The sequence below is a fragment of the Streptomyces sp. NPDC002680 genome (assembly GCF_042889145.1).
GTDB classification, from domain to species: Bacteria; Actinomycetota; Actinomycetes; order Streptomycetales; family Streptomycetaceae; genus Streptomyces; species Streptomyces adonidis.
The window spans coordinates 814844-832722 of record NZ_JBIAQP010000001.1; the positions used below are offsets into that span (position 1 = coordinate 814844).

Below are 17879 nucleotides of genomic sequence, written 5' to 3' on the forward strand. Positions count from 1 at the left end.
CCATGCCACAGCACCTCTTAAGCCCGGCGGTCGGCCCGCTCGGTACGGGCGCCACGTGACGCTTGAGGCCGTCCTCTCTTGCACCTCTCGGCCATTCCTCGACCCGCTCTGGGCGCCGGCCGACGACTTGTCGCGAAGGTAAGAGCTAAGTCTGGATGTCTTTGCAGGCCACACGTATGTTGCTGGTCCCCCGCCGGGCATCCGCCCGGCGACCGCCGCAGAAGGAAACACGTGAGGCGCGCACCGCCCATCAAAGCGGGCCACGGCCCCGAAAACGCCGACGGCGCCTGAGAGCGGGAACTCTCAGACGCCACACGGCCAGGACACCCGCGCCCCGGGAAGGGCGTGGAGATCACCAACGAATCCGCTCCGGTCCCTGTCCACCAGTGCCGGAACGGATCTGCTTCAAGGGAGAGTTTCGCATGCCGACTGCCCTGCGTGAAAGGCCGAAGTCCCCAGCCCGCGCGGCAGCCTGTGCCCCGGCCACGCCGTCGGTGCGACGGAGCGGCGGTGACGCCTGATGGCACGTATCCGCACCGTCAAACCGGAGATGTTCGAGTCGGAGTCGCTGGCGGAATGCTCGGTGACCGCCATGCTCACCTTCATCGGGCTGCTCACGCAGGCTGACGACTCCGGCCGTCACCGCGACCATCCGGCGATCATCGCCGGCCGGCTGTGGGCGCTGCGCCCGGAGCACACCGCCGCGCACGTCGCCCAGGACCTGGAGGAGCTGGCCACCGCCGGACTGATCTGCCGCTACACCGGATGCGACGGACGTACCTGGCTGCACGTCGTGACGTGGGATCAGCATCAGAAGATCAACAAGGCCACGGCGTCCCGGTTGCCGCGCTGTTCCCGTCACCAGGGCGACCAGCCATGCGGCAAGTGCCAGACCGGCGCCTGCCCCACCACGCGCACGACACCGTCCGGAACGTCTCCCGAAACGCTCCCGGATCACTCCGGGAGCCCGCAGGGAGGGGTTCACCGCCCGGTCATGCCCGCCACGCAGCCTGCGGACACCACGACGGACGCTGGAGAGCCAGTGTTCTTGCCGCACGCCGCCCCGTCTGCGCCCGCTGCGGCGCCGTCGGGGAAAAGTGCAGGTCAGGCGGTGCTCCCGAAGGGCTCCTGGAGTACTACGGGAGGAGGACCGGAGGACTCCGGCCCTGGATCTAGGATCATGGATCCTGGATCTGTACCTAGGGGGCACGGGGCGCCCGCACCCGACGCCGTACCCGGATCGGTCTCCGCGAAGCAACTGGTCGCCGAGTACGTCCAGGACTGCCAGCGCCGACCGCCGCAGGACGTCCTTGGACTCCTGGGGCGCAAGATCCGGATCCTGCTGGACGAGCGCTTCGACCCTCAGGACATCCGTACAGCGCTGGAGCGACTGCGTGCCAAGGGCCTGCACCCGAGTGTCCTGCCGAGCCTGGTGAACGAGGTCGTCAACGCTGCCCCGCAGGCCGCGTCGGAGCCCTCGTCCGCCTCCGGCGCGGGGCCCTGGGCCACCACCGCCTCCGGCTACACGCCCTACCTCAACCCGACCGCCGAGCCAACCACGTTCGGAGGCCGCCTGTGACCCGCGCGCACCTCACCGACCCCCAGCCCGCCATCGGCGAGCGTCTCCGCGCCCGCCTGGAGGCCAAGCTGGCAGAGCGGGGCATCGACCCAACAGCTGTGCTGCCGGACACCCCGGAGCCGATCCCGGCGTTGGAAGCCGCCCAGGCGCGGATCCCGGTCGACTACCGCGACGCAGTGGTCGAGCACCCCGACGTCGCCGCCTGGGTCCGCTCCATCACCGAGGCCGCGGTCGAACCGAACGCCGGCGGCCTGAACCCGCACTTCGGCACGGCCGGGCGTAGGCGGATCGCACACGGACCGTCGCTGCTGCTGTGGGGCGATACCGGCGCGGGCAAGACCCACCAGGCGTTCGGCGCGATCCGCGCCCTGACGGCTGCCGGGTGCGGCGTCACCTGGCACGCGACCACCGCAGCCGACCTGTACGCCGATATGCGTCCGCGGGCTGGTGTGGATCCGGAGCACATGCTGCGGCGGATCGTGCGGGTGCCGCTGCTGCTGCTCGACGACCTCGGCGCCGCCAAGGGCTCGGAGTGGACGGAGGAGATCACCTTCCGGCTGGTGAACTGGCGCTGCCAGAACCGCCTGCCCACGATCTTCACCACCAACCTTCCGCCCGTCCGCGACCACAGCGTGCCGCCTCGACAGCCGGTCCTGCGCGACAAGATCGGCGACCGCGTCCTGTCCCGCCTGTCCGGCATGTGTACGTCGGTCCACTTCAACGGCCCGGACCAGCGCTTCCAGCGCCGCTGAACCGGCCCATCCCCAACCTCCCTCACCTCCGGTGCGGCACCGCCGCGCCCCCACCCCGCCTCACCGCCACGCCGACCCACCCTGCCTGCGCCGCGCGAGTACTGAGGCGTACCCGGAGATCCTCTTGCGCACCATCACCACGAACGACACCGCGCGCCCGACGCTGCGCGGGATCGCCGACCACAGCTGGCACGCCCGGGGCCTGTGCCACGGCATGCCCGCCGAGGACGCCGACGAGCTGTTCTTTCACGCCCCGCGCGACCACGAGGCCGCTGCGGAGGCCAGGTCCATCTGCGGCCGGTGCCCGGTCAAGAAGGACTGCTTCAACTACGCCCTGGACAACGACATCCGGTACGGGATGTGGGGCGGGCTGACCGAGATCGAGCGCCGCCCGTGGCACGCACAGGTCAGCAAGCGCCTCGACTACGCGCGGGTCAAGGCCGCCTTCCAGGGCCGCGACGTCCACCTCAGCGACGCCGAACGCGAGGCCGTCGTCCGCCACGCCTACGCCCGCGGGTGGTCTCCCGAACGCCTCGCCCACAGCCTCCAGCTCGAACTCGACTGGGCGCGAGACCTGATGCGCCGCGCCGCCCATGCCGTAGCCGACCGCGACCGGTACTGGGGGCTGTACGACGAGGCCGAGCCCGTTGAGGACGACGAGGACGATGCCGCCGCCTCGCCCGTGTCCCGGCATGTGCACACCCACGCCCTGATCACCGCGCTCGGAAGGGCAGCATGATCCACCCCTCCGCGATACCCCTGGCTGTCGCCTCCGTCGAGTTGTCGCCCGTGATCACCGCCGCCGTCGCGCTACCGGTCCTCACCGCGCTCGTGGGCGGGTGGCTCACCCTGCGCCGCCGCGACCGCGCCACAACGCCACGCGCATCGGCGCCGGCGGTGTGGATCGCGTCCCTCGCCGCGCTCGGCTGCACCGCCTACAGCGCGGACACCAGCTGGCGGTTCGCCGCCGACTACCTCGACATGGCCGGCACCGCCGAGCGCGCCGCCATGTTCGCCGCCGCCGAACTGGCGCTGTTCGCCACCGCGCTGATGGCCCGCCAAAACCTGGCCGCCCAGGGTGCGCCGGGCCTCCCCGGCGTCCTGGTCTGGATGATCACCGGAATACAGGTGATCCCCGCCTACGCGGAGTCCGGACCGGTCGGCGGGACGGTACGGGCCTTCGTCGGCCCCATCATGGCGGCGATGCTGTGGCACCAGGCCATGGGTATCGAGCTGCGGCTGCGCAAGCCCGGCGCCGCCTCTCACGGGATCGTGGCCACCCTTGGACGGGAAGCGCGCGAGCGCCTGCTCTCCCGCCTCGGCATCGCCGAACGCGACCGTGACGCCGCCCAGATCACCCGTGACCGGGCCACCTCCAAGGCCGTCGCCCTGGCCGCCCGCCTGGCGGAACGTTCCGCCAAGAGCCGCCAGAGTTGGCGGGGGCGGCGGATCACCCGGCGGCTGTCCAAGGCCCTCGCCAAAGCCGACGTCGGCACCGACCTCAAGCAGAGGCGCGATCTCCTGAACCAGCTCGCCGCCCGCCGCCATGCCACGGAGCTCGCAACCGTTGACCTGCCCTCGCCCTGGACGCAGTCGTCACGGGACAAGGACTACGGGGACCGCGACCCCGTCCGCCCGCCCTTCGTCGAGGGGACAACATCCATGGACCGGCCGATCCGTCTACTCACGGTCCCCAGAGCAAACAATGCGCCGATCGAGAACGGTCCCGAATACGACTTGGCGGGGACGGTCCCCAAGACGGAACCCGCCGAGAGCGGGGACCGTCTCCCCGCAGTCCCCGAAGTAGGGGACCGCACACCGAATGGGGACCGGGGCTCCCTAGGGGACCGGGCCATGGATGCCGCTGCGGGCGAGGCCGTGAACGGGGACCGGGACAACGCGGTCTCCGGGACCGACAGCACCAGGGACCGCACGGACGTCAGCCCGGAACACGGGGACAACACCGCAGCTCAGAGCCCAGTTCGCCCGTCCCCGGCACCGGTCCCCCACGCAGACCGAGATGCCCGCCACTCCGCAATGGGGACCGAGCCCAACGGGGGCCGTCCCCAATCGGTCCCCAACGACGGGGACCACGGTAACCCCGACATCGAAACGGAAGCCGAGGCAGGTGGGGACCGTCCCCACTCGGTCCCCGCGCGCAGAAGGCCGAAGGCGTCCCGGAGTCGGGCCCGAGGCGGTCAGGACAAACCATCCCGAAGGCAAGGGAAGGTGACGGTTGATCAACTCGTCACCCAGCTCCGTCCCCACGTGCCCAAATTGCTGGAACGGGACGGGAACGCCGAGGTCACGCGCACCCAGCTACGGGAAATCATGCGCGCCCACGACATCGGCATCCGCAACGACCGCCTCACGCCCGTCCTGGAACGCTTGCGCCACGAAACGGCCACGTCCGCTACAAAGAAAAGGAGCGCACGGTGAGGACGTGTCCGCGCCTGTCGCACATCAGGTCCGACTTCGAGAAGGACATCCGCTTCCTGACCGCCTATGCGGAGCGCAACGCCGGCACCCCGCCGGCCAAGACCAGTGCGAAGCAGGCGATCACGGTCAAGCACAACATGGCCCGTGCAATGAGCAGACACTTCGCCCGCTGCCCCGAGTGCGGCTGACGCGCGCGTAGACGCAGGCCAGGCCACTCCACTTCCCTCACCCGCCGCGGTGGCCCGGCTCCACACCGGGCCACCGCCCCTCCATCAGAGAGGAATGCCATCCGACTCCCGCATCTGCGAACGTACGCCCCCTCCGCCGCCGAGGCCGCCGCCTGGGCGGACGTCCTGGTCCACCGCCAACTCGTGCACGCGGTGGTTCTCGCCCCGAACGGCCAGTGGCTCGTCCAGGAGACCCTCGAAACGCGCGTTCGAGTCCTCGACGGACCAGCCGCCATGGTCGGCCTCGCCGCCGAAATCCAGTACCGCCTCCGCAGCACCAGGAACCGCACCCGATGACGAACCCGACTACCAGCCCCGCCCCCACCCTCAATGAGCCGGATCCCAACTCGCTTACCGCGCGAGCAAGTTATCGCAAGAGCATTGCTCCCGTCGGGAGCAATGCTCTTGCTTCCCCCGCCCCCGAGGTGGCGGGAGTCGTCCGGCACCAGGGGGCGCCGAACGAGCAGGACGCGGCCGAGGGCGGCTCGCGTCCGGGGGAAGAAGGCACACACTCCTGCCACACCACCCAGTGCGATCACACCGCACCGTCGAAGCCCCACGTCCAGCAGCGCGAGCGCCTGTTCGACGAGCACAAACGCGTACGCCAGCCCAGCTGCCGCATGAACGACGACGAGTACCAACTGCTCGCCCGCGCCGCGTCCGCCTGCCGTATGAGCGTCGCCAGTTTCCTCGCCCACGCCGCGCTCACAGCCGCCCGCGATCTCGACCGCACCGCCGCAGAGATCGCCACCGAACGCGAAGTACTCAACGAGCTGTTCGCCCTGCGCCGACACCTCGGCCACATCGGCAACAACCTCAACCAAGTTGCCAGGGCCCTGAATTCGGGAGCGGACGCCCCGAACACCCTCGCGGTCCTCGACGCCGTGACTCGCGCGGCCCGCCGCGTGGACGCCTTCACACAGGACTACGTTCAGAACGAGACCACGGCGACGTGATTCCCCGAGTCCACAAGCGCGGGCAGCGCACCATCGGCCTGCTCTACTACCTCTATGGGCCCGGCACCCACGAGGAGCACATCGACCCGCACCTCGTCGCCGCCTGGGACCCGCTCGCCCCCGATCCCGGCCGGGACCTGAACGCCACGTACGCCGACCTCCAGCAGCAGCTCGACATGCCCGTACAGGCCCTTGCCACGAGCCGTCGGCCCAAGAACCACGTGTGGCACCTGTCCGTCCGCGCAGCCCCCGAGGACCCCGTCCTGAGCGACGAGCAGTGGGGCGACATCGCCCGGCGGATGGTCGCAGCCACCGGCATCGCCCCTGACGGCGACGACGCGGGATGCCGCTGGGCCGCCGTACGGCACGCGGACGACCACATCCACATCGTCGCCACCCTTGTTCGCGAGGACCGACGTCGCCCACGCCTGAACAACGACGCCGCCCGCGCCCAGGCCGAAGCTCGGCTGATCGAAGCCGAGTACGGACTCAAACAGCTCAACACCGGTGACGGCACCGCCGCCAGACGCCCCACCAGCGCCGAACGCCACAAGGCCGAACGCGAGGGCCGCGAGCGCCCCGCCCGCGAGGAACTGCGCGAGACCGTACGGCAGGCAGTGGCCGGCGCCACCAGCGAGAAGGAGTTCTTCGACCGCCTGGCCGACTCCGGCGTCTTGATCCGCACTCGCACAGCCCCCTCGGGAGACCTGCTCGGCTACACGGTCGCCCTTCCCGACGACCGCAACCACATCCAGGAACCCGTCTTCTACGCCGGCTCCACACTCTCCCCCGACCTGTCCCTGCCCCGCATCCGCAAGCGCATCTCCGGCAACACCGACGCCCCCACCTCGGGCGCCGACACGTCCCCGGACCAGGCCACCCCCCTGAAGCCGAGCGGCCCGGCAACTGCACGGCGGCGCGCGACCACAGCCGTATGGCAGGCGCTGCTGGTCATCGACGACGGCCGGGACGCGGCGGTGGCCGCCCAGATCGCGGCGGCCGGGGAGGTCCTGGACTCACTCGCCCAGACCTCCGCCACCCATACCCGCACCCAACTGCGCGACGCGGCCTTCGCGTTCGAACGGGCCACTCGCTCCCACGTCCAGGCCGAACGTGGTCACGACCGCGCGCTGCGCGAAGCCGCCCGCGACCTCGTCCACAGCGGACCCGCGCTCGGGCGCGGGGAGGACGGCGCGACCACGGCGATGCTGATCGACATGGCGTTCTTCCTCGTCACTGCCGCCGTTCACTGGCACGCGAAGAAGAACCACGCCCAGCAGGCCGCCGCCGCCCGCCAAGCCGCCGAACACCTGCGCACCGCCTACCTCGCCGCCGCCAGCGCCCCATTGGGCGTGCTGTACCAGCGGGGCCGACAGTTGTCGCAACCTCTGCGGCACAAGCAGGCTGCCCGCCTGCGGGCGGCCGTACCGCAGCTGGCCGAGCGGATCCTGGCCGAACCGGGCTGGTACACCCTCGCGGCCACCCTCACCGACGCCGAGAACGCCGGCCACGACCCAGGCGCCCTGCTCGCCGAAGCCGCCGAACGGCGCGAGCTGGACACCGCCGACTCGATCAGCGACGTCCTCGTATGGCGGCTGCGCCGCCTTGCCGACCTACCCGCCGACACAACCACGATGCCCAGCAGTTCCAGCACCACCCCAGCCCGTACGGCGAGCCGTACGGCAACGCCAGCAACAGTCCGTGGCGAAGGGCCCAACAAGGCCCGCTGATTACGGAGTCCGAGAGTTGCAGCAGGTCAGCCGCATGAACCACTCTCCTTGTGGCCCGCCAGACGAAGAGAAGGAGACCGAATGTTCCGACGTGCCCGTGCGCACCGGGAATTCCGTGAAGCCCAGCATGCCGGCCACGCCCTGCTGCACACCGCGCAAGCGCACCCCGGCTTCCAGCTTCCGGCACCCGCTGCCGACCAGGCTCCGACTCCGGACCCGACGGAGACGGTGGTGCCCGACTTCCTGCCGCCGGACCTGCGGGTCCCCTCACGTCAGGAGGTCGAGGGCCTGATGATGCGCTGGCAGACACCGCTCGTCATCGACGGCGAAGTCCGTGCGTGCCCCGAGTGCGGCGCCTACCGGGACTGGATCATCTTCAACATGAGCGACGACACGATCCAATTGCGCTGCCAGGCGGGCCACACAACGCCGGAGCACCGCCTCGACCCGGTCTGGTTCAACCGCAACTCCGGTCCCGTCGACCACTTCCACCCCACCCTCGAAGAGGGTCTGCGCCACCTCGGCCACTGAGGCCAACGAAACCCCGGAAACCCCAACTCCCCTTCTCCCTGCCGGCATCCGGAGGACCGGCCAGTCAACCCGCCCGCTTCGCAGGCCACTTAGGGGTTTCACATGCGCCTTCCCAACACGAGCGTCCTCAGCCTCAGCACACTCGCTGCTCTGCTCCTGACGACCGGCTGCTCGACCGGCAGCAACACCCCCGCCGAGCCAAGTCCGTCGGGCTCGGACAACAGGGCCTCTGCGCCGCTGTCCTCGGCCGCGCTCGCCAAGAGGCTCCTCGACGAGAGCGACCTCGGCGCGGGCTACCACCGCAAGCCGCAGCACCCGGCCACGCAGGACGATGTCACCGTGATCGGCTGCCCGGCGCTGGCCCAGCTCGGCAACAGCGCGGCGACCGGCAACAGCCTGTCCTTCCCCCGACACGCGAAGGCATCCTTCACCTACGCCGACGCCAGCGACTCCGAGGTGTCCGAGGTGTCCGAGGTGTCCGAGGAGTTGTACAGCGACACCGCGACGAGGCTGTCGACGGGCGTGACGGAGATCTTCGACGCGATGACCTCCTGCCCCTCATACCAGCTCGTGTCAGGCAGCGGCGTCATCGACATGAGTACCCAGCAGACGACAACCCCGGACCTGGGCGACGAGCAGTGGAGCCAGCTGCTCATCTACTCCACCGGCGGACAGCGCAGCGTCGTCAAGCAGACGGCGATCCGTACCGGCACGATCCTCGTGATCCTCTCCGGGTCTCCCACTCTCGTCGACGCCCACCTCGCTGACGCCGTCCGGACTGCGCTGGCCCGCTGACACACGGCGCTCCGGCGCGTCCCGTCCCCCCTGCCCAAGAGCAAGGGGGACGGGACGTTCGCCGTACAGCACTACCGTGTTGCCGGACGCTGGACACCGCGAGCGCCGCGGTGCGCCTCCGGCTCGGGCCGTTGGCGTCGCCCGAGGCAGAAACAGAAGGAGCACCGAAGTGGTGAACCGTCCCGCGCAGACCCGCGGGTGCTTCGCGTTCGTCACCACGCCGCGCCGTGAAGTCGTACTGCAGTTGCGGGACGACAAGGCCGGCATCGCCTGGCCTGGGCATTGGTCACTTCCCGGCGGCGGCCGTGAGGCGGACGAGACACCGCGCCACACGATCCTGCGTGAGCTGCTTGAGGAGACCGGCATCGTTCCGAAGGTGATCGAGGAAGTGACGGTCACCGCGTACGAGACAGGTAGGACGCCGCCCCATGTGTTCGTCGTGGTCTGGGACGGCGTCGAGAACGAACTGATCCTCGGCGAAGGCCAGGCCCTACGCCTGTTCCCGCTCGACGCGCTGCCTGAGCTGATGCCGCCCCATGTCCGGCACTACGTCGAGCAGCTCAACCTGCGCCTGCCACCCTCGTCCGCCTGACCCGGGCCACGCGCATCGTCCGAGCATCCGTGCGTGCAACGTAAGCGGGCCCGCCGCTCACCCGGGACGAAGGTGAGGGGCGGGCCCCGAGAACACTGAGTGGACTTGGCGCACGGCCAGGCACGAGCCTGGCGGGCCGGTGCGTGCCCACGGCACGCGGTCACGTCAGCGCGGGCATGCTCGCCTCCGGCAGGTCGTGGGGCCGTTCGATGATGAGCAGGCGGTCGCCGTGGATGCCCAGCTCCACGATCTCGTCGTCGTTCGGGATGTATGCGAGGACGGCGAGCTGCCGTCCCGGAGGGGGGTAGGCAACGGCCATGACGTGATGCCGGCCCGGACAGCCGAACAGGCTATAGACGTCACTGGAGTTGAGGTCCGCAGCACCTTCCCGAAAGGCCGCCAGCTCCCGGCGGTGGCCGGTGACAAGGTTGCCTCGGCCGTGGGGTGCCCACAACACGTCCTCCTCCCACAAGCATGCGCTGCCGAAGGGCACACTCACCTCGCCCGCCAGGCGATGGAGACGTTCCAGCGCCGGCACCAGCACGGTGCAGATGGCACGCACCCACAGGACGGACGTCGAGCGCGAATCGAACGACTTGCCGCAGTGGCCCAGCCGACGGCCCTAGATCGCCCGGTGTGCGATGGCGCTCTTGCCGGTGCCGGGCGGGCCGGAGGCCGGATTCACCGCCGGGGTACGGCGGAGTGGTTGGGATGTGGCAGGCGCGCGTATACGCCTGACATAGGGAGTGCGTCGTGTTCTCTCCGATCGGCGCGAGATCGGTCGAGTGCGTGGAGCACACCGTCAACGGCTCGTACTGAGCGGCGCGCCGTGGTGCGCGGTCCCTCTGGTGGGAGAGATGGACAGCCGAATCAAAGGACAGGGGGAAGCAGACCTCCAAGGGGTGAGGCATCGAAGTGGGCGGGCTCGTGATGATTCGTCAGTCGCGGCGTACGACGGTGAGCCGCTCCCGTGCCCTGTCGGGCAGAGTGCGCCGGGGCACGGGAACCGAGGAAGCGAGGGAAGCCCCGAAGACAGCCACCAAATCGTGAGGGAAGCTGGCACTGAAGCTGGCGCACCACAGATACGGGGCGCCAAAGACGGGTTCCGCCCATGCCTGCCAACCCATCAAGTCGGGGCGCGGGTCCGCGTCCTCGATGAGCGGAGGCACCTCCTCCAGCGACACGCTGGAGGTGAAGCCGGGATCGGTTACGGTCGTCGCGGGGCGGTCCACATCCCGCATCCAGCCCTGTGCGACCAGCGTGGTCAGGACCACGTCCGGCTCACCGAAGCCCGTGTCGGGCAGGTCCCCGGCGTCGAGCGCGAGGAGGAGGTCGGCGAGGGCTTCGTGCGGGACGCCAGGAGTGAAGTACGCGTTCCACTCCGTCAGGACGCTCGCAGCGTCCGCCCGGGCGGACAACTGCCAGGCCACGGGAAGTCCGCCGAGTTCGAAAGGGTAGCTGGCAAGGATCCACTCGGCGCCGCGCAGTTCGTCCGGGCTGACGTACAGCAGGGTGTGGCGGGAGGTCGGCCACAGGCGCCAGCCCATGCCGATCAGCAGGTCACCGATCCGCTCGGCGAGAGCATCGTCGTCACCGGCCAGATGGCGCGGGGTCACCCAGTACACAGGATCCGGGGAATCGGATTGGTAGGGATCGTGGGAATGGTGCGGGTGCAGGGGCGCCTCCGTAAGGTAGTCGTGGAATGGTTCAGCTGCTGCCGTCGCGCGACGAGGTCGCTGCACGCCGGCGGCGCGGGGGAGCCTCGGTCGGTTCGTGCCAGGTCAGCGCGACGGCGACGTCCGGCGGAAGGTGGCCGATCTGCTCGGCATCGATGGCCTCCGCAACGAAGACCATCGGTTGACCATTCTCATCCTCAGAAGCGATCACCCCACCGACTCGATGCGCCATGGGGAACAGAGGATTGATGGCGAGCCGGGCCGGCGCCCCAAGGTCGCAGGCGGACAGAAGGCCGACCAGGTCGCCGACGGTCATCTCAGATTCGTGTAGATCCACGGTGTTCTCCTCACGTAGCGGACAGAATGCCCCGGAGCCAGGCAAGCGGTACCGGCGTGACCCGGGGTACAGCTACTGCCCCGCCATGTCGTTCACCATTTCTGGGCGGTGGCCAGTACCTGGGCCGCAGCCGCGGCGACGATTTCTGCGGAAGTCTCGGGGTCGAAGGGCATCCGGTAGCCGCAGGTCTTGGCGGAACCGGTGACCACGAATGCCCAGCCCTCACCATCGGTGCCCGGTCGCCCCGTCGGGAACCAGCCGCGGTAAATTCTGCCGTTCTTGCCATTCACATGAACATCGGTGCGGTCGTCGACAACCAGCTTGAAGTCGATGTCGGTGAACTGGTCGATGACCAGCGTCGACTGACCGGGCCAAGCGTCCAGGAGCACGAGTCGCGGCGCCTCAACCGTGGTATCGAATCCGGGCTGGGCGACCCCACGGTCACCGACACCACCTCTCTGACCTGGCATTTTCCGGGAATTCGTCTACGTTGACATGCCTCAGAAACGTTGGCCAGCCCTTACGCGTTCTTTCCTGTCTGCCCCCGGCGAACTGTTGCCCTTTGTCATCTTGTGGGATCTCATTTCCCGTGTCGGAATCTCACGGTCGATGTCGGATGGAAGTCGGATCCGACACAGAGCTGAGACTCGCAGATGTCCTGTCTCATGGAAACTGCCGGATTCCCACACGTTCTCGTTAGTGCTGTCCGACTCTCATCCGGGCACGCGCTGAAAGACGACGCCTGCTCCGTGCATGAGACCTGCTCTCACTTCGCCCGAACCTGATGAAACGGACGCGATGACGGCGTCAGGTCCGCGAACGAAGTCGGCCATGCGACGTCGTCGATCGCGAGCCACGGCGCAGCGGCTAGGACGGTGGGCGTCGCCCCGGTGAACGCCTTGACCTCGCGGTGGAGGTGGGACTGGTCGACGTAGCCACTTGCGGCCGCCACCCGGGCGGCGGCGTTACCTGCCGCGAGAAGGTGGGCGGCGTGGTCGAAGCGCACCAGCTGGGTGGCGCGCTTGGGTGTGAGGCCGATCTGGGACCGGAAGCGGGACCATAGGCGCTTACGGCTCCATCCCATCTCGTCCGCCAGGCCGCCGACTCGCACCCGCCCCTGGCTGGTGTACATCCGCCACCAGGCAAAAGCGACCTCCGGATCAACCGATGGGCGGTCATCCAGTCGTCGACGAAGGACATCCACCGCGATCGTGAACCGTTCGTCCCACGACGCGGTGGCGCGCAGCCTGTCCTCGACTCGGCCGGCGTCGCGACCCCAGAGAGCCTCCAGGGAGACCACCGTCCCGCCGAGTTCGGTCGATGCGCCGAGCACCGCAACCGCTACAACCGGCGACAGCCGGATCTGGAGGCACTCGACGCCCCGGCCAGCCACCCGGCCGCCGGCCCGAAAGTCGCCGGGGGCCAGGCCGACAACCACGCTGCCGTGTTCGCATCGCCCGTGGGCGTTGTGGACGAGGCCGTCTTTCTCACTCAGGTCCACGAGCACGGTGACCGATGGGTGCGCGACCATGGCGATGTCCATGCGTGCCGGGACACGTTGACGGAACCCGGCCATGCTGATCCCCGGCAGCCGACCTGACTGCCGCGGGACGGCGACCTCCACCGACGCCCAGTCAGGGGGAGATTCGGTGGACCACACAGCACCAGGGTAGGCGATCGGCGTCAGCGCGCCGCCGCGAAGTCCAGCAGCAACTTGCTGGTCGTCTCCGGCACTTCGAGCATGGGGAGGTGCCCGACGTCAGGCAGTTGCTCGACGCGCGCGTTCGGTACCGTGTCGTAGTGGTGCGCCGAAGACGGATCCCAGCGGCGGTCGGCAGCGCCGAAGATCACCAGGACCGGGACGTCGAGGGCGGTGAGGCGCTCGGGCACGCTCCTCTCAGTGATGTACGCGGTGTTCCGGCGCAGCACCGTCCTGAACGTGCGGTAGCCGATGCCCCGTACCTCGGCGACCAGGTCGTCCGGGACGTCCACCGGGCGGTTGCACACCGAGGTCATCCCCCTGCGGAGCATCGCGTCCGAACGGATCGACCACAGGAACGGACCGAGCGGCGGGGCAGTCAGGACCCGAAGCAGGACGGGCTGCGGAAGGAGCGCGTCGGGACTCGGTCCGCTGCTGATCAGTGCGAGCGAACCCACCAGGTCGGGGCGCTGTTCGGCAAGCGCGGTGGCGATGTATCCACCACTGGAGTGCCCGACCACGGTGACCGGACGAAGGCCGAGCTCATCGAGCACCGTGGCCAGGCGGCCCGCCTGCTCAGGCACGTCGTACGACGGCGCGGGCGGGGAGTGGCCGTGGCCCGGGAGGTCGACCCGGATGACGTGGTGCCGGCCGGCGAGCGCCGGCACCACTGGGCTCCAGGAGCCGCCCGCGGACCCCGATCCGTGGATGAGCACCAGCGGCGGCGCCTGCCGCGGGCCGTCATGGACCACGTGTATCCCGTGCGCGTGCTTGACGTCATAGTTGCCCATGTACAGGACGATGCCGGGGCCACCGACTCTCCGTCTTGTACAAATGTCGCCGCGGGGATAACGATCCCCAGGCGCTTCCGTCTCCACGACGGGCAGGACTTCCGCGGGCGGTGACGGTGTCGACCCGTCCGGTCCACGCGGCCGCGGCGTCGCGGACCTCCGCGCGGTCGACGAGGCCGAGCAGGAGCCCACGCCCCTCAGGCAGCAGGTCCGCCGACCCGGTCACCGCGGTGACGACGTCCGGGTCGGGCCGCTCCAGTGTCAACTTCATGTCCGGGCACAGGGTGCCGACGAGCCGGTGGTCGTCGCCCAGGTCGTACCGGACGTCCATGCCGGCGAGCGATGTCGGCGACGTACCGGTGGGCGTCGTCGAGGTCCATCAGGTCGGAGAACATCTCCCACAGCGCCCTCGTCTGCGGGTCGGGTCGCATCAGGGCGATCTGGGCCCGGGTGTTCTGCAGCTGGGCGATGACTGCGGTGGTACTGCGTCGGCTGACCGGGGCGACCACACCGGCCTGGCGCACCGCGTGACCGGCGGGGAGCTGACGCTCGGCGCGGTGCCGGCGCGGCTGGAGGAGCGGGAACGCGAGATCACCGCACAGGCCGAGACGAGGCGGGAACAGGTCGCGCAGCTGACCGCACGGCTCGACGGACTCGGCCGGGCCGCCGAGGAAGTCCGGATCACCCGCAAGACACTGCCGGGGCTGCCCGGCCCCGGGCCGCCCGCGCCGCCGGCACCGAAGCTGCCGGATCATCCGGCCTACCAGCAGATCATGACGGTGTTCACCGCGGCCGACCACCCGCCGCGGGCCCGGCAGGTGTGCGAGGCCAAGGACCTGGCGGTCGCGACCAACAACATCAACAACGTCCGCCTCAAGCCCAAGCGGCTGGCCGGCCGCGGGATCCTGACCGAGACCGAGCAAGACTTGCTCACCCGGCCCCGGCCACAGCCGCAGCCGCAGCCGCAGCCGACCGACGTCGCCACGGCCTGCCCGCCCGTCCCGCACGAAACGAAAAATCGGGCATCATGCCTCATACCGCCCTCTAAGAACTCACTGACGGATCGTGGGCGGCGGTCGGTCGCGGACACAGCCGTACTCGGCATCCCACCGGAACAGGACCTGCCCGATGATCTACGCCATGGTCATCGGCCATCGTCCGGCGCGAGTAGCCGAATCTCCACACACCAGACCCATGACCTGGGAATTCACGATGCACGCCACTCCTAACAAGAGGCGTCACCCTGCCCCGCGGTGGGCAGGGTGACGCCCATTTTCATTGTCCTGAACTCGACACACACGCATTGGCTGTTCACATCGAGCCATGTCTCAGACTTCATTTTCCAGCCACCGCATAGGCCCACCCCCCTTCTTGAGTAAAACCTTTCACATGCCAAGCATTGGAAATACTTTTGCCCTAGAGCAAGAGTGGCTACGCACCGTAACCCGCAGCCCGCCGCCAGTTCCACCAGAGGTGACGGTGCGGGTTGCATTCGATTGACGCGAGGTTAACTGAGAGTGCCGATATTTTGGCCACCCCTTGACGGAAAGCGCTGTCTGGAAATCTTCAAAAGCGTGACCGAATGGACCCGATTTGGCCCGCATTGAACATAGATGTATTATTCAACGTTTTCTTTCTGTGTGCTTGACCGACAATGCTGGCACCTCTTACGTTCTTGGTGTTGGGATCATGCGCTTCCCTCGAAAGCGGGGAATCGCGAAGCGCACATCGCATAACCAACTGGAGGATGAAATGAAGAAGATCGTCAAGATCATCAGCGGCCTCACCCTCGCCAACCCGGCCAAGGCGGAGCGCCGCGACCACTGAGTCGCCGGGTAAAGGGCCGGCCGACCCGTGAATACGGGTCGGCTGGCTTACTCCGCACGACGCCATATTCAGGATGAAAGGATTCCGGTGGCGCGATCTGACCTGATAAGTGCAGTACAGGTTTCAGTAACAGTGCTCATCATCCTGAGGATGATCTGGGTCGGCTTCCTCCGTGAATCAGGGAAAATTCTTAGTTGGCCAATGTTCACTATCGGTTGCTCCGTGATCGTCAATCTTAGGGTTGGAGATGACGAAGTCGCCGAGAGCGTGAATATCTTCGATGTCCTCCCATCGGGGGAGTTTGCAATATCACCTAGCGAACTTCAGCTAGTAGTTGACTACATATCCAACGAGCGTGGTCGAGTGAACGGAGCCGGCCGCATGCTGTGCGCAGAGGGAGAAAAGCCAATCAAAGTTAAAGATGGTCATGTGGTTTCTTGACGCGATTACATCAGGTTTCTTGGTGCCGACATCCGAGAGCCGGATGCAGTACTTCCGCATCTTCATCGGTGTCGCATGCTTCGCCAAATTCTCACTCGCGCTTGCAAATCGGGGATGGTACCGCCTCGAACGAGGCGGATATACCCACTATGTTTTACAGCGTCGAATGGATAAGGAACAGGCGGACCTGATCAGTGCCACCTACCGGCCTGTAATCATAATCCGTCTCTTCGCAAGCATTACCTTAGCCTGTGGCATTTTACCAAGAGTATCTGCACCTTTGGTGCTGGGGGGACTCTTCTATGAACTCATCTACGAGTACCGCTACAACACCATCTACACTGCCCTGATGGTTGCTTCTCTGCTTCCGGCCGGAAATCTCGGTAGCGGCCTCACAATCTCTCATCAGACTTCCTCTGCAAACACATGGGCCCAGTTCCTTGCGGTACTGATAACCCTTGACCTCTACTGGAATGGGGTTTGGCTGAAGGTTCGATCACCTCATTTCATGAGCGGATTATTGCTCGCGCAATTCGTGCATGGCGCAGAAGAGGTGAAGGGTCTGCTGCCCTACAGGGAATTCTTCTATCCTCGCCCCCTGTTGAAAGTACTGAATGACAGCCCTACTGGCCTCCAGAAGTGGAAGCTGGCTGCGCAGGCGACAATCATGCTAGAAGTAGCGATCCCAATCGCCCTCTTCGTGCCGCAAGCTCGCCCTTGGGCCATAGCCATCGGCATAGCGCTCCACATGGCATTTGCGCTTCTGAAGCCTCGTGGAATAATCGGTTTTTCCATAGCCACACTGGCCAGCTATATCCTCTTTGTGCCGTAAAGGGAAACATCTCGTGAGCATGGAATCCGAGATCGGTGCCTTCGTCGCCGTTGCTACAGTCCTGACTATTACTCCGGGGTTGGACACGACTCTCGTCCTCCGAGCGGCTGCAAGCCAGGGGACACGTAATGCATACGCCACTGTTTTCGGCATCAGTGTAGGAGTGCTGTGCTGGGGATTGGCTGCTGCTGTCGGGGCTAGTGCGATTCTCGCGGCCTCGCCAACCGCATACACCGTGCTCTGCGTCGCCGGCGCCGCTTACTTGATCTGGCTGGGGATCGGCATGCTTCGACGCGCTAGGAATCGAGGGCGAATTGCGCAGACCTCCGGCACCGCACGGATGGGTTCAACGTCGGCCGCGGAATCAGCTCTTCGCTCTTGGTCAAGAGGATTCTTTTCGAACCTGCTCAACCCGCGGTTCGGACTATTCTATATGGCCATGTTGCCACAGTTCATCCCTGACGACGCACCTCATTTCCTGATGGGCCTACTCCTGGCCTTGATTCACAATGCCATCGATGTCATCTGGTTCAGCCTGCTTATCTTGGGCGTCCGTCTTATGGGGCATTGGCTCAACAAGCCAGTAGTCCAACGCGGCCTGGACAGCATCGCTGGCGGGGTCGTCATTATCTTTGGAGTAAAGCTAATCATTCCTGTGATTTTCTCCTAGGGGGC

The 17879-nt window shown here is 67.4% G+C and carries 23 protein-coding genes; 16 read left to right on the plus strand and 7 right to left on the minus strand.

The features are described from left to right. The first annotated feature begins 520 nt into the window (after positions 1–520). The 11 genes from ACFYXF_RS03625 (at position 521) to ACFYXF_RS03675 (ending at position 9601) form a co-directional block, all read left to right on the plus strand. Entirely contained in the window at positions 521–1579 is a 1059-nt protein-coding gene (locus ACFYXF_RS03625) for a hypothetical protein (protein WP_389347747.1), read from the plus strand. Continuing rightward, positions 1576–2331: an ATP-binding protein gene (locus tag ACFYXF_RS03630; RefSeq protein WP_389347750.1), complete on the plus strand. Its 756-nt coding sequence runs from the start codon at positions 1576–1578 to the stop codon at positions 2329–2331. Before ACFYXF_RS03625 ends, ACFYXF_RS03630 begins: the two co-directional genes overlap by 4 nt. Before the next feature lie 124 nt (positions 2332–2455). Beyond that, positions 2456–3070: a WhiB family transcriptional regulator gene (locus ACFYXF_RS03635; RefSeq protein ID WP_389347752.1), complete on the plus strand. Its 615-nt coding sequence runs from the start codon at positions 2456–2458 to the stop codon at positions 3068–3070. Continuing rightward, entirely contained in the window at positions 3067–4770 is a 1704-nt protein-coding gene (locus ACFYXF_RS03640) for a hypothetical protein (RefSeq protein WP_389347755.1), read from the plus strand. The genes ACFYXF_RS03635 and ACFYXF_RS03640 overlap by 4 nt, the downstream gene beginning before the upstream one ends. Beyond that, the gene (locus ACFYXF_RS03645; RefSeq protein WP_389347757.1) at positions 4767–4958 is read left to right on the plus strand and encodes a hypothetical protein; all 192 of its coding nucleotides are present in this window, start codon (positions 4767–4769) and stop codon (positions 4956–4958) included. The genes ACFYXF_RS03640 and ACFYXF_RS03645 overlap by 4 nt, the downstream gene beginning before the upstream one ends. 183 nt (positions 4959–5141) lie before the next feature. Continuing rightward, positions 5142–5294: a hypothetical protein gene (locus tag ACFYXF_RS03650; protein ID WP_389347759.1), complete on the plus strand. Its 153-nt coding sequence runs from the start codon at positions 5142–5144 to the stop codon at positions 5292–5294. Then, a complete protein-coding gene (locus tag ACFYXF_RS03655) occupies positions 5291–5953 on the plus strand; it encodes a plasmid mobilization protein (protein ID WP_389347762.1) in 663 nt (220 codons plus the stop codon). Before ACFYXF_RS03650 ends, ACFYXF_RS03655 begins: the two co-directional genes overlap by 4 nt. Further along, a complete protein-coding gene (locus ACFYXF_RS03660) occupies positions 5950–7683 on the plus strand; it encodes a relaxase/mobilization nuclease domain-containing protein (RefSeq protein WP_389347764.1) in 1734 nt (577 codons plus the stop codon). Before ACFYXF_RS03655 ends, ACFYXF_RS03660 begins: the two co-directional genes overlap by 4 nt. Before the next feature lie 81 nt (positions 7684–7764). Then, a complete protein-coding gene (locus ACFYXF_RS03665; protein WP_389347766.1) occupies positions 7765–8214 on the plus strand; it encodes a hypothetical protein in 450 nt (149 codons plus the stop codon). Between the two features lie 102 nt (positions 8215–8316). Then, a complete protein-coding gene (locus ACFYXF_RS03670; protein WP_389347768.1) occupies positions 8317–9009 on the plus strand; it encodes a hypothetical protein in 693 nt (230 codons plus the stop codon). 169 nt (positions 9010–9178) lie between these two features. Beyond that, positions 9179–9601: an NUDIX domain-containing protein gene (locus ACFYXF_RS03675; RefSeq protein WP_389347771.1), complete on the plus strand. Its 423-nt coding sequence runs from the start codon at positions 9179–9181 to the stop codon at positions 9599–9601. Between the two features lie 160 nt (positions 9602–9761). Here ACFYXF_RS03675 and ACFYXF_RS03680 read toward each other — a convergent pair whose 3' ends face one another. From ACFYXF_RS03680 to ACFYXF_RS03710, 7 genes are all read right to left on the minus strand, one after another. Beyond that, a complete protein-coding gene (locus ACFYXF_RS03680) occupies positions 9762–10145 on the minus strand; it encodes a hypothetical protein (protein ID WP_389347773.1) in 384 nt (127 codons plus the stop codon). A gap of 394 nt (positions 10146–10539) precedes the next feature. Beyond that, complete coding sequence (locus ACFYXF_RS03685; RefSeq protein ID WP_389347775.1) at positions 10540–11226, minus strand: DUF317 domain-containing protein; 687 nt, start codon at positions 11224–11226, stop codon at positions 10540–10542. An 82-nt stretch (positions 11227–11308) separates the two neighbouring features. Then, on the minus strand, positions 11309–11593 hold the full coding sequence (locus ACFYXF_RS03690; RefSeq protein ID WP_389348452.1) for a hypothetical protein: 285 nt from the start codon (positions 11591–11593) through the stop codon (positions 11309–11311). A 113-nt stretch (positions 11594–11706) separates the two neighbouring features. Then, the gene (locus tag ACFYXF_RS03695; protein ID WP_389347777.1) at positions 11707–12084 is read right to left on the minus strand and encodes a hypothetical protein; all 378 of its coding nucleotides are present in this window, start codon (positions 12082–12084) and stop codon (positions 11707–11709) included. A gap of 296 nt (positions 12085–12380) precedes the next feature. Beyond that, positions 12381–13190 (minus strand): helix-turn-helix domain-containing protein, encoded by an 810-nt coding sequence (locus ACFYXF_RS03700; protein WP_389348453.1) that lies wholly within the window; start codon positions 13188–13190, stop codon positions 12381–12383. Between the two features lie 107 nt (positions 13191–13297). After that, positions 13298–14104 carry an alpha/beta fold hydrolase gene (locus ACFYXF_RS03705; RefSeq protein WP_389347779.1) on the minus strand — a complete coding sequence of 269 codons (807 nt, stop codon included), beginning with the start codon at positions 14102–14104 and terminating at the stop codon, positions 13298–13300. Continuing rightward, on the minus strand, positions 14091–14435 hold the full coding sequence (locus ACFYXF_RS03710) for a hypothetical protein (RefSeq protein WP_389347781.1): 345 nt from the start codon (positions 14433–14435) through the stop codon (positions 14091–14093). The genes ACFYXF_RS03705 and ACFYXF_RS03710 overlap by 14 nt, the downstream gene beginning before the upstream one ends. On the opposite strand from ACFYXF_RS03710, the gene ACFYXF_RS03715 reads away from it, so the two are divergent. From ACFYXF_RS03715 to ACFYXF_RS03735, 5 genes are all read left to right on the plus strand, one after another. Further along, entirely contained in the window at positions 14434–15333 is a 900-nt protein-coding gene (locus ACFYXF_RS03715) for a hypothetical protein (RefSeq protein ID WP_389347783.1), read from the plus strand. The two genes, ACFYXF_RS03710 and ACFYXF_RS03715, sit on opposite strands and share 2 nt — an antisense overlap. A 415-nt stretch (positions 15334–15748) precedes the next feature. Continuing rightward, positions 15749–15931: a hypothetical protein gene (locus ACFYXF_RS03720; protein WP_389347785.1), complete on the plus strand. Its 183-nt coding sequence runs from the start codon at positions 15749–15751 to the stop codon at positions 15929–15931. A gap of 150 nt (positions 15932–16081) precedes the next feature. Beyond that, positions 16082–16372, plus strand: a complete 291-nt coding sequence (locus ACFYXF_RS03725) for a hypothetical protein (protein ID WP_389347787.1) — start codon at positions 16082–16084, stop codon at positions 16370–16372. A 22-nt stretch (positions 16373–16394) separates the two neighbouring features. Further along, on the plus strand, positions 16395–17204 hold the full coding sequence (locus ACFYXF_RS03730; RefSeq protein ID WP_389347789.1) for a hypothetical protein: 810 nt from the start codon (positions 16395–16397) through the stop codon (positions 17202–17204). A 19-nt stretch (positions 17205–17223) separates the two neighbouring features. Next, positions 17224–17874, plus strand: a complete 651-nt coding sequence (locus ACFYXF_RS03735; protein ID WP_389348454.1) for a LysE family translocator — start codon at positions 17224–17226, stop codon at positions 17872–17874. Positions 17875–17879 lie beyond the last annotated feature (5 nt).

Bases quoted from the DNA above. Each gene is read 5' to 3' on its own strand.
- ACFYXF_RS03725 (WP_389347787.1), top strand. From the start codon at position 16,082: ATGATCTGGGTCGGCTTCCTCCGTGAATCAGGGAAAATTCTTAGTTGG.
- ACFYXF_RS03690 (WP_389348452.1), bottom strand. From the start codon at position 11,593: ATGACCGTCGGCGACCTGGTCGGCCTTCTGTCCGCCTGCGACCTTGGG.
- ACFYXF_RS03705 (WP_389347779.1), bottom strand. From the start codon at position 14,104: ATGGGCAACTATGACGTCAAGCACGCGCACGGGATACACGTGGTCCAT.
- ACFYXF_RS03655 (WP_389347762.1), top strand. From the start codon at position 5,291: ATGACGAACCCGACTACCAGCCCCGCCCCCACCCTCAATGAGCCGGAT.
- ACFYXF_RS03670 (WP_389347768.1), top strand. From the start codon at position 8,317: ATGCGCCTTCCCAACACGAGCGTCCTCAGCCTCAGCACACTCGCTGCT.
- ACFYXF_RS03735 (WP_389348454.1), top strand. From the start codon at position 17,224: ATGGAATCCGAGATCGGTGCCTTCGTCGCCGTTGCTACAGTCCTGACT.
- ACFYXF_RS03665 (WP_389347766.1), top strand. From the start codon at position 7,765: ATGTTCCGACGTGCCCGTGCGCACCGGGAATTCCGTGAAGCCCAGCAT.
- ACFYXF_RS03710 (WP_389347781.1), bottom strand. From the start codon at position 14,435: ATGGACGTCCGGTACGACCTGGGCGACGACCACCGGCTCGTCGGCACC.
- ACFYXF_RS03715 (WP_389347783.1), top strand. From the start codon at position 14,434: ATGCCGGCGAGCGATGTCGGCGACGTACCGGTGGGCGTCGTCGAGGTC.
- ACFYXF_RS03700 (WP_389348453.1), bottom strand. From the start codon at position 13,190: ATGGCCGGGTTCCGTCAACGTGTCCCGGCACGCATGGACATCGCCATG.
- ACFYXF_RS03625 (WP_389347747.1), top strand. From the start codon at position 521: ATGGCACGTATCCGCACCGTCAAACCGGAGATGTTCGAGTCGGAGTCG.
- ACFYXF_RS03640 (WP_389347755.1), top strand. From the start codon at position 3,067: ATGATCCACCCCTCCGCGATACCCCTGGCTGTCGCCTCCGTCGAGTTG.
- ACFYXF_RS03695 (WP_389347777.1), bottom strand. From the start codon at position 12,084: ATGCCAGGTCAGAGAGGTGGTGTCGGTGACCGTGGGGTCGCCCAGCCC.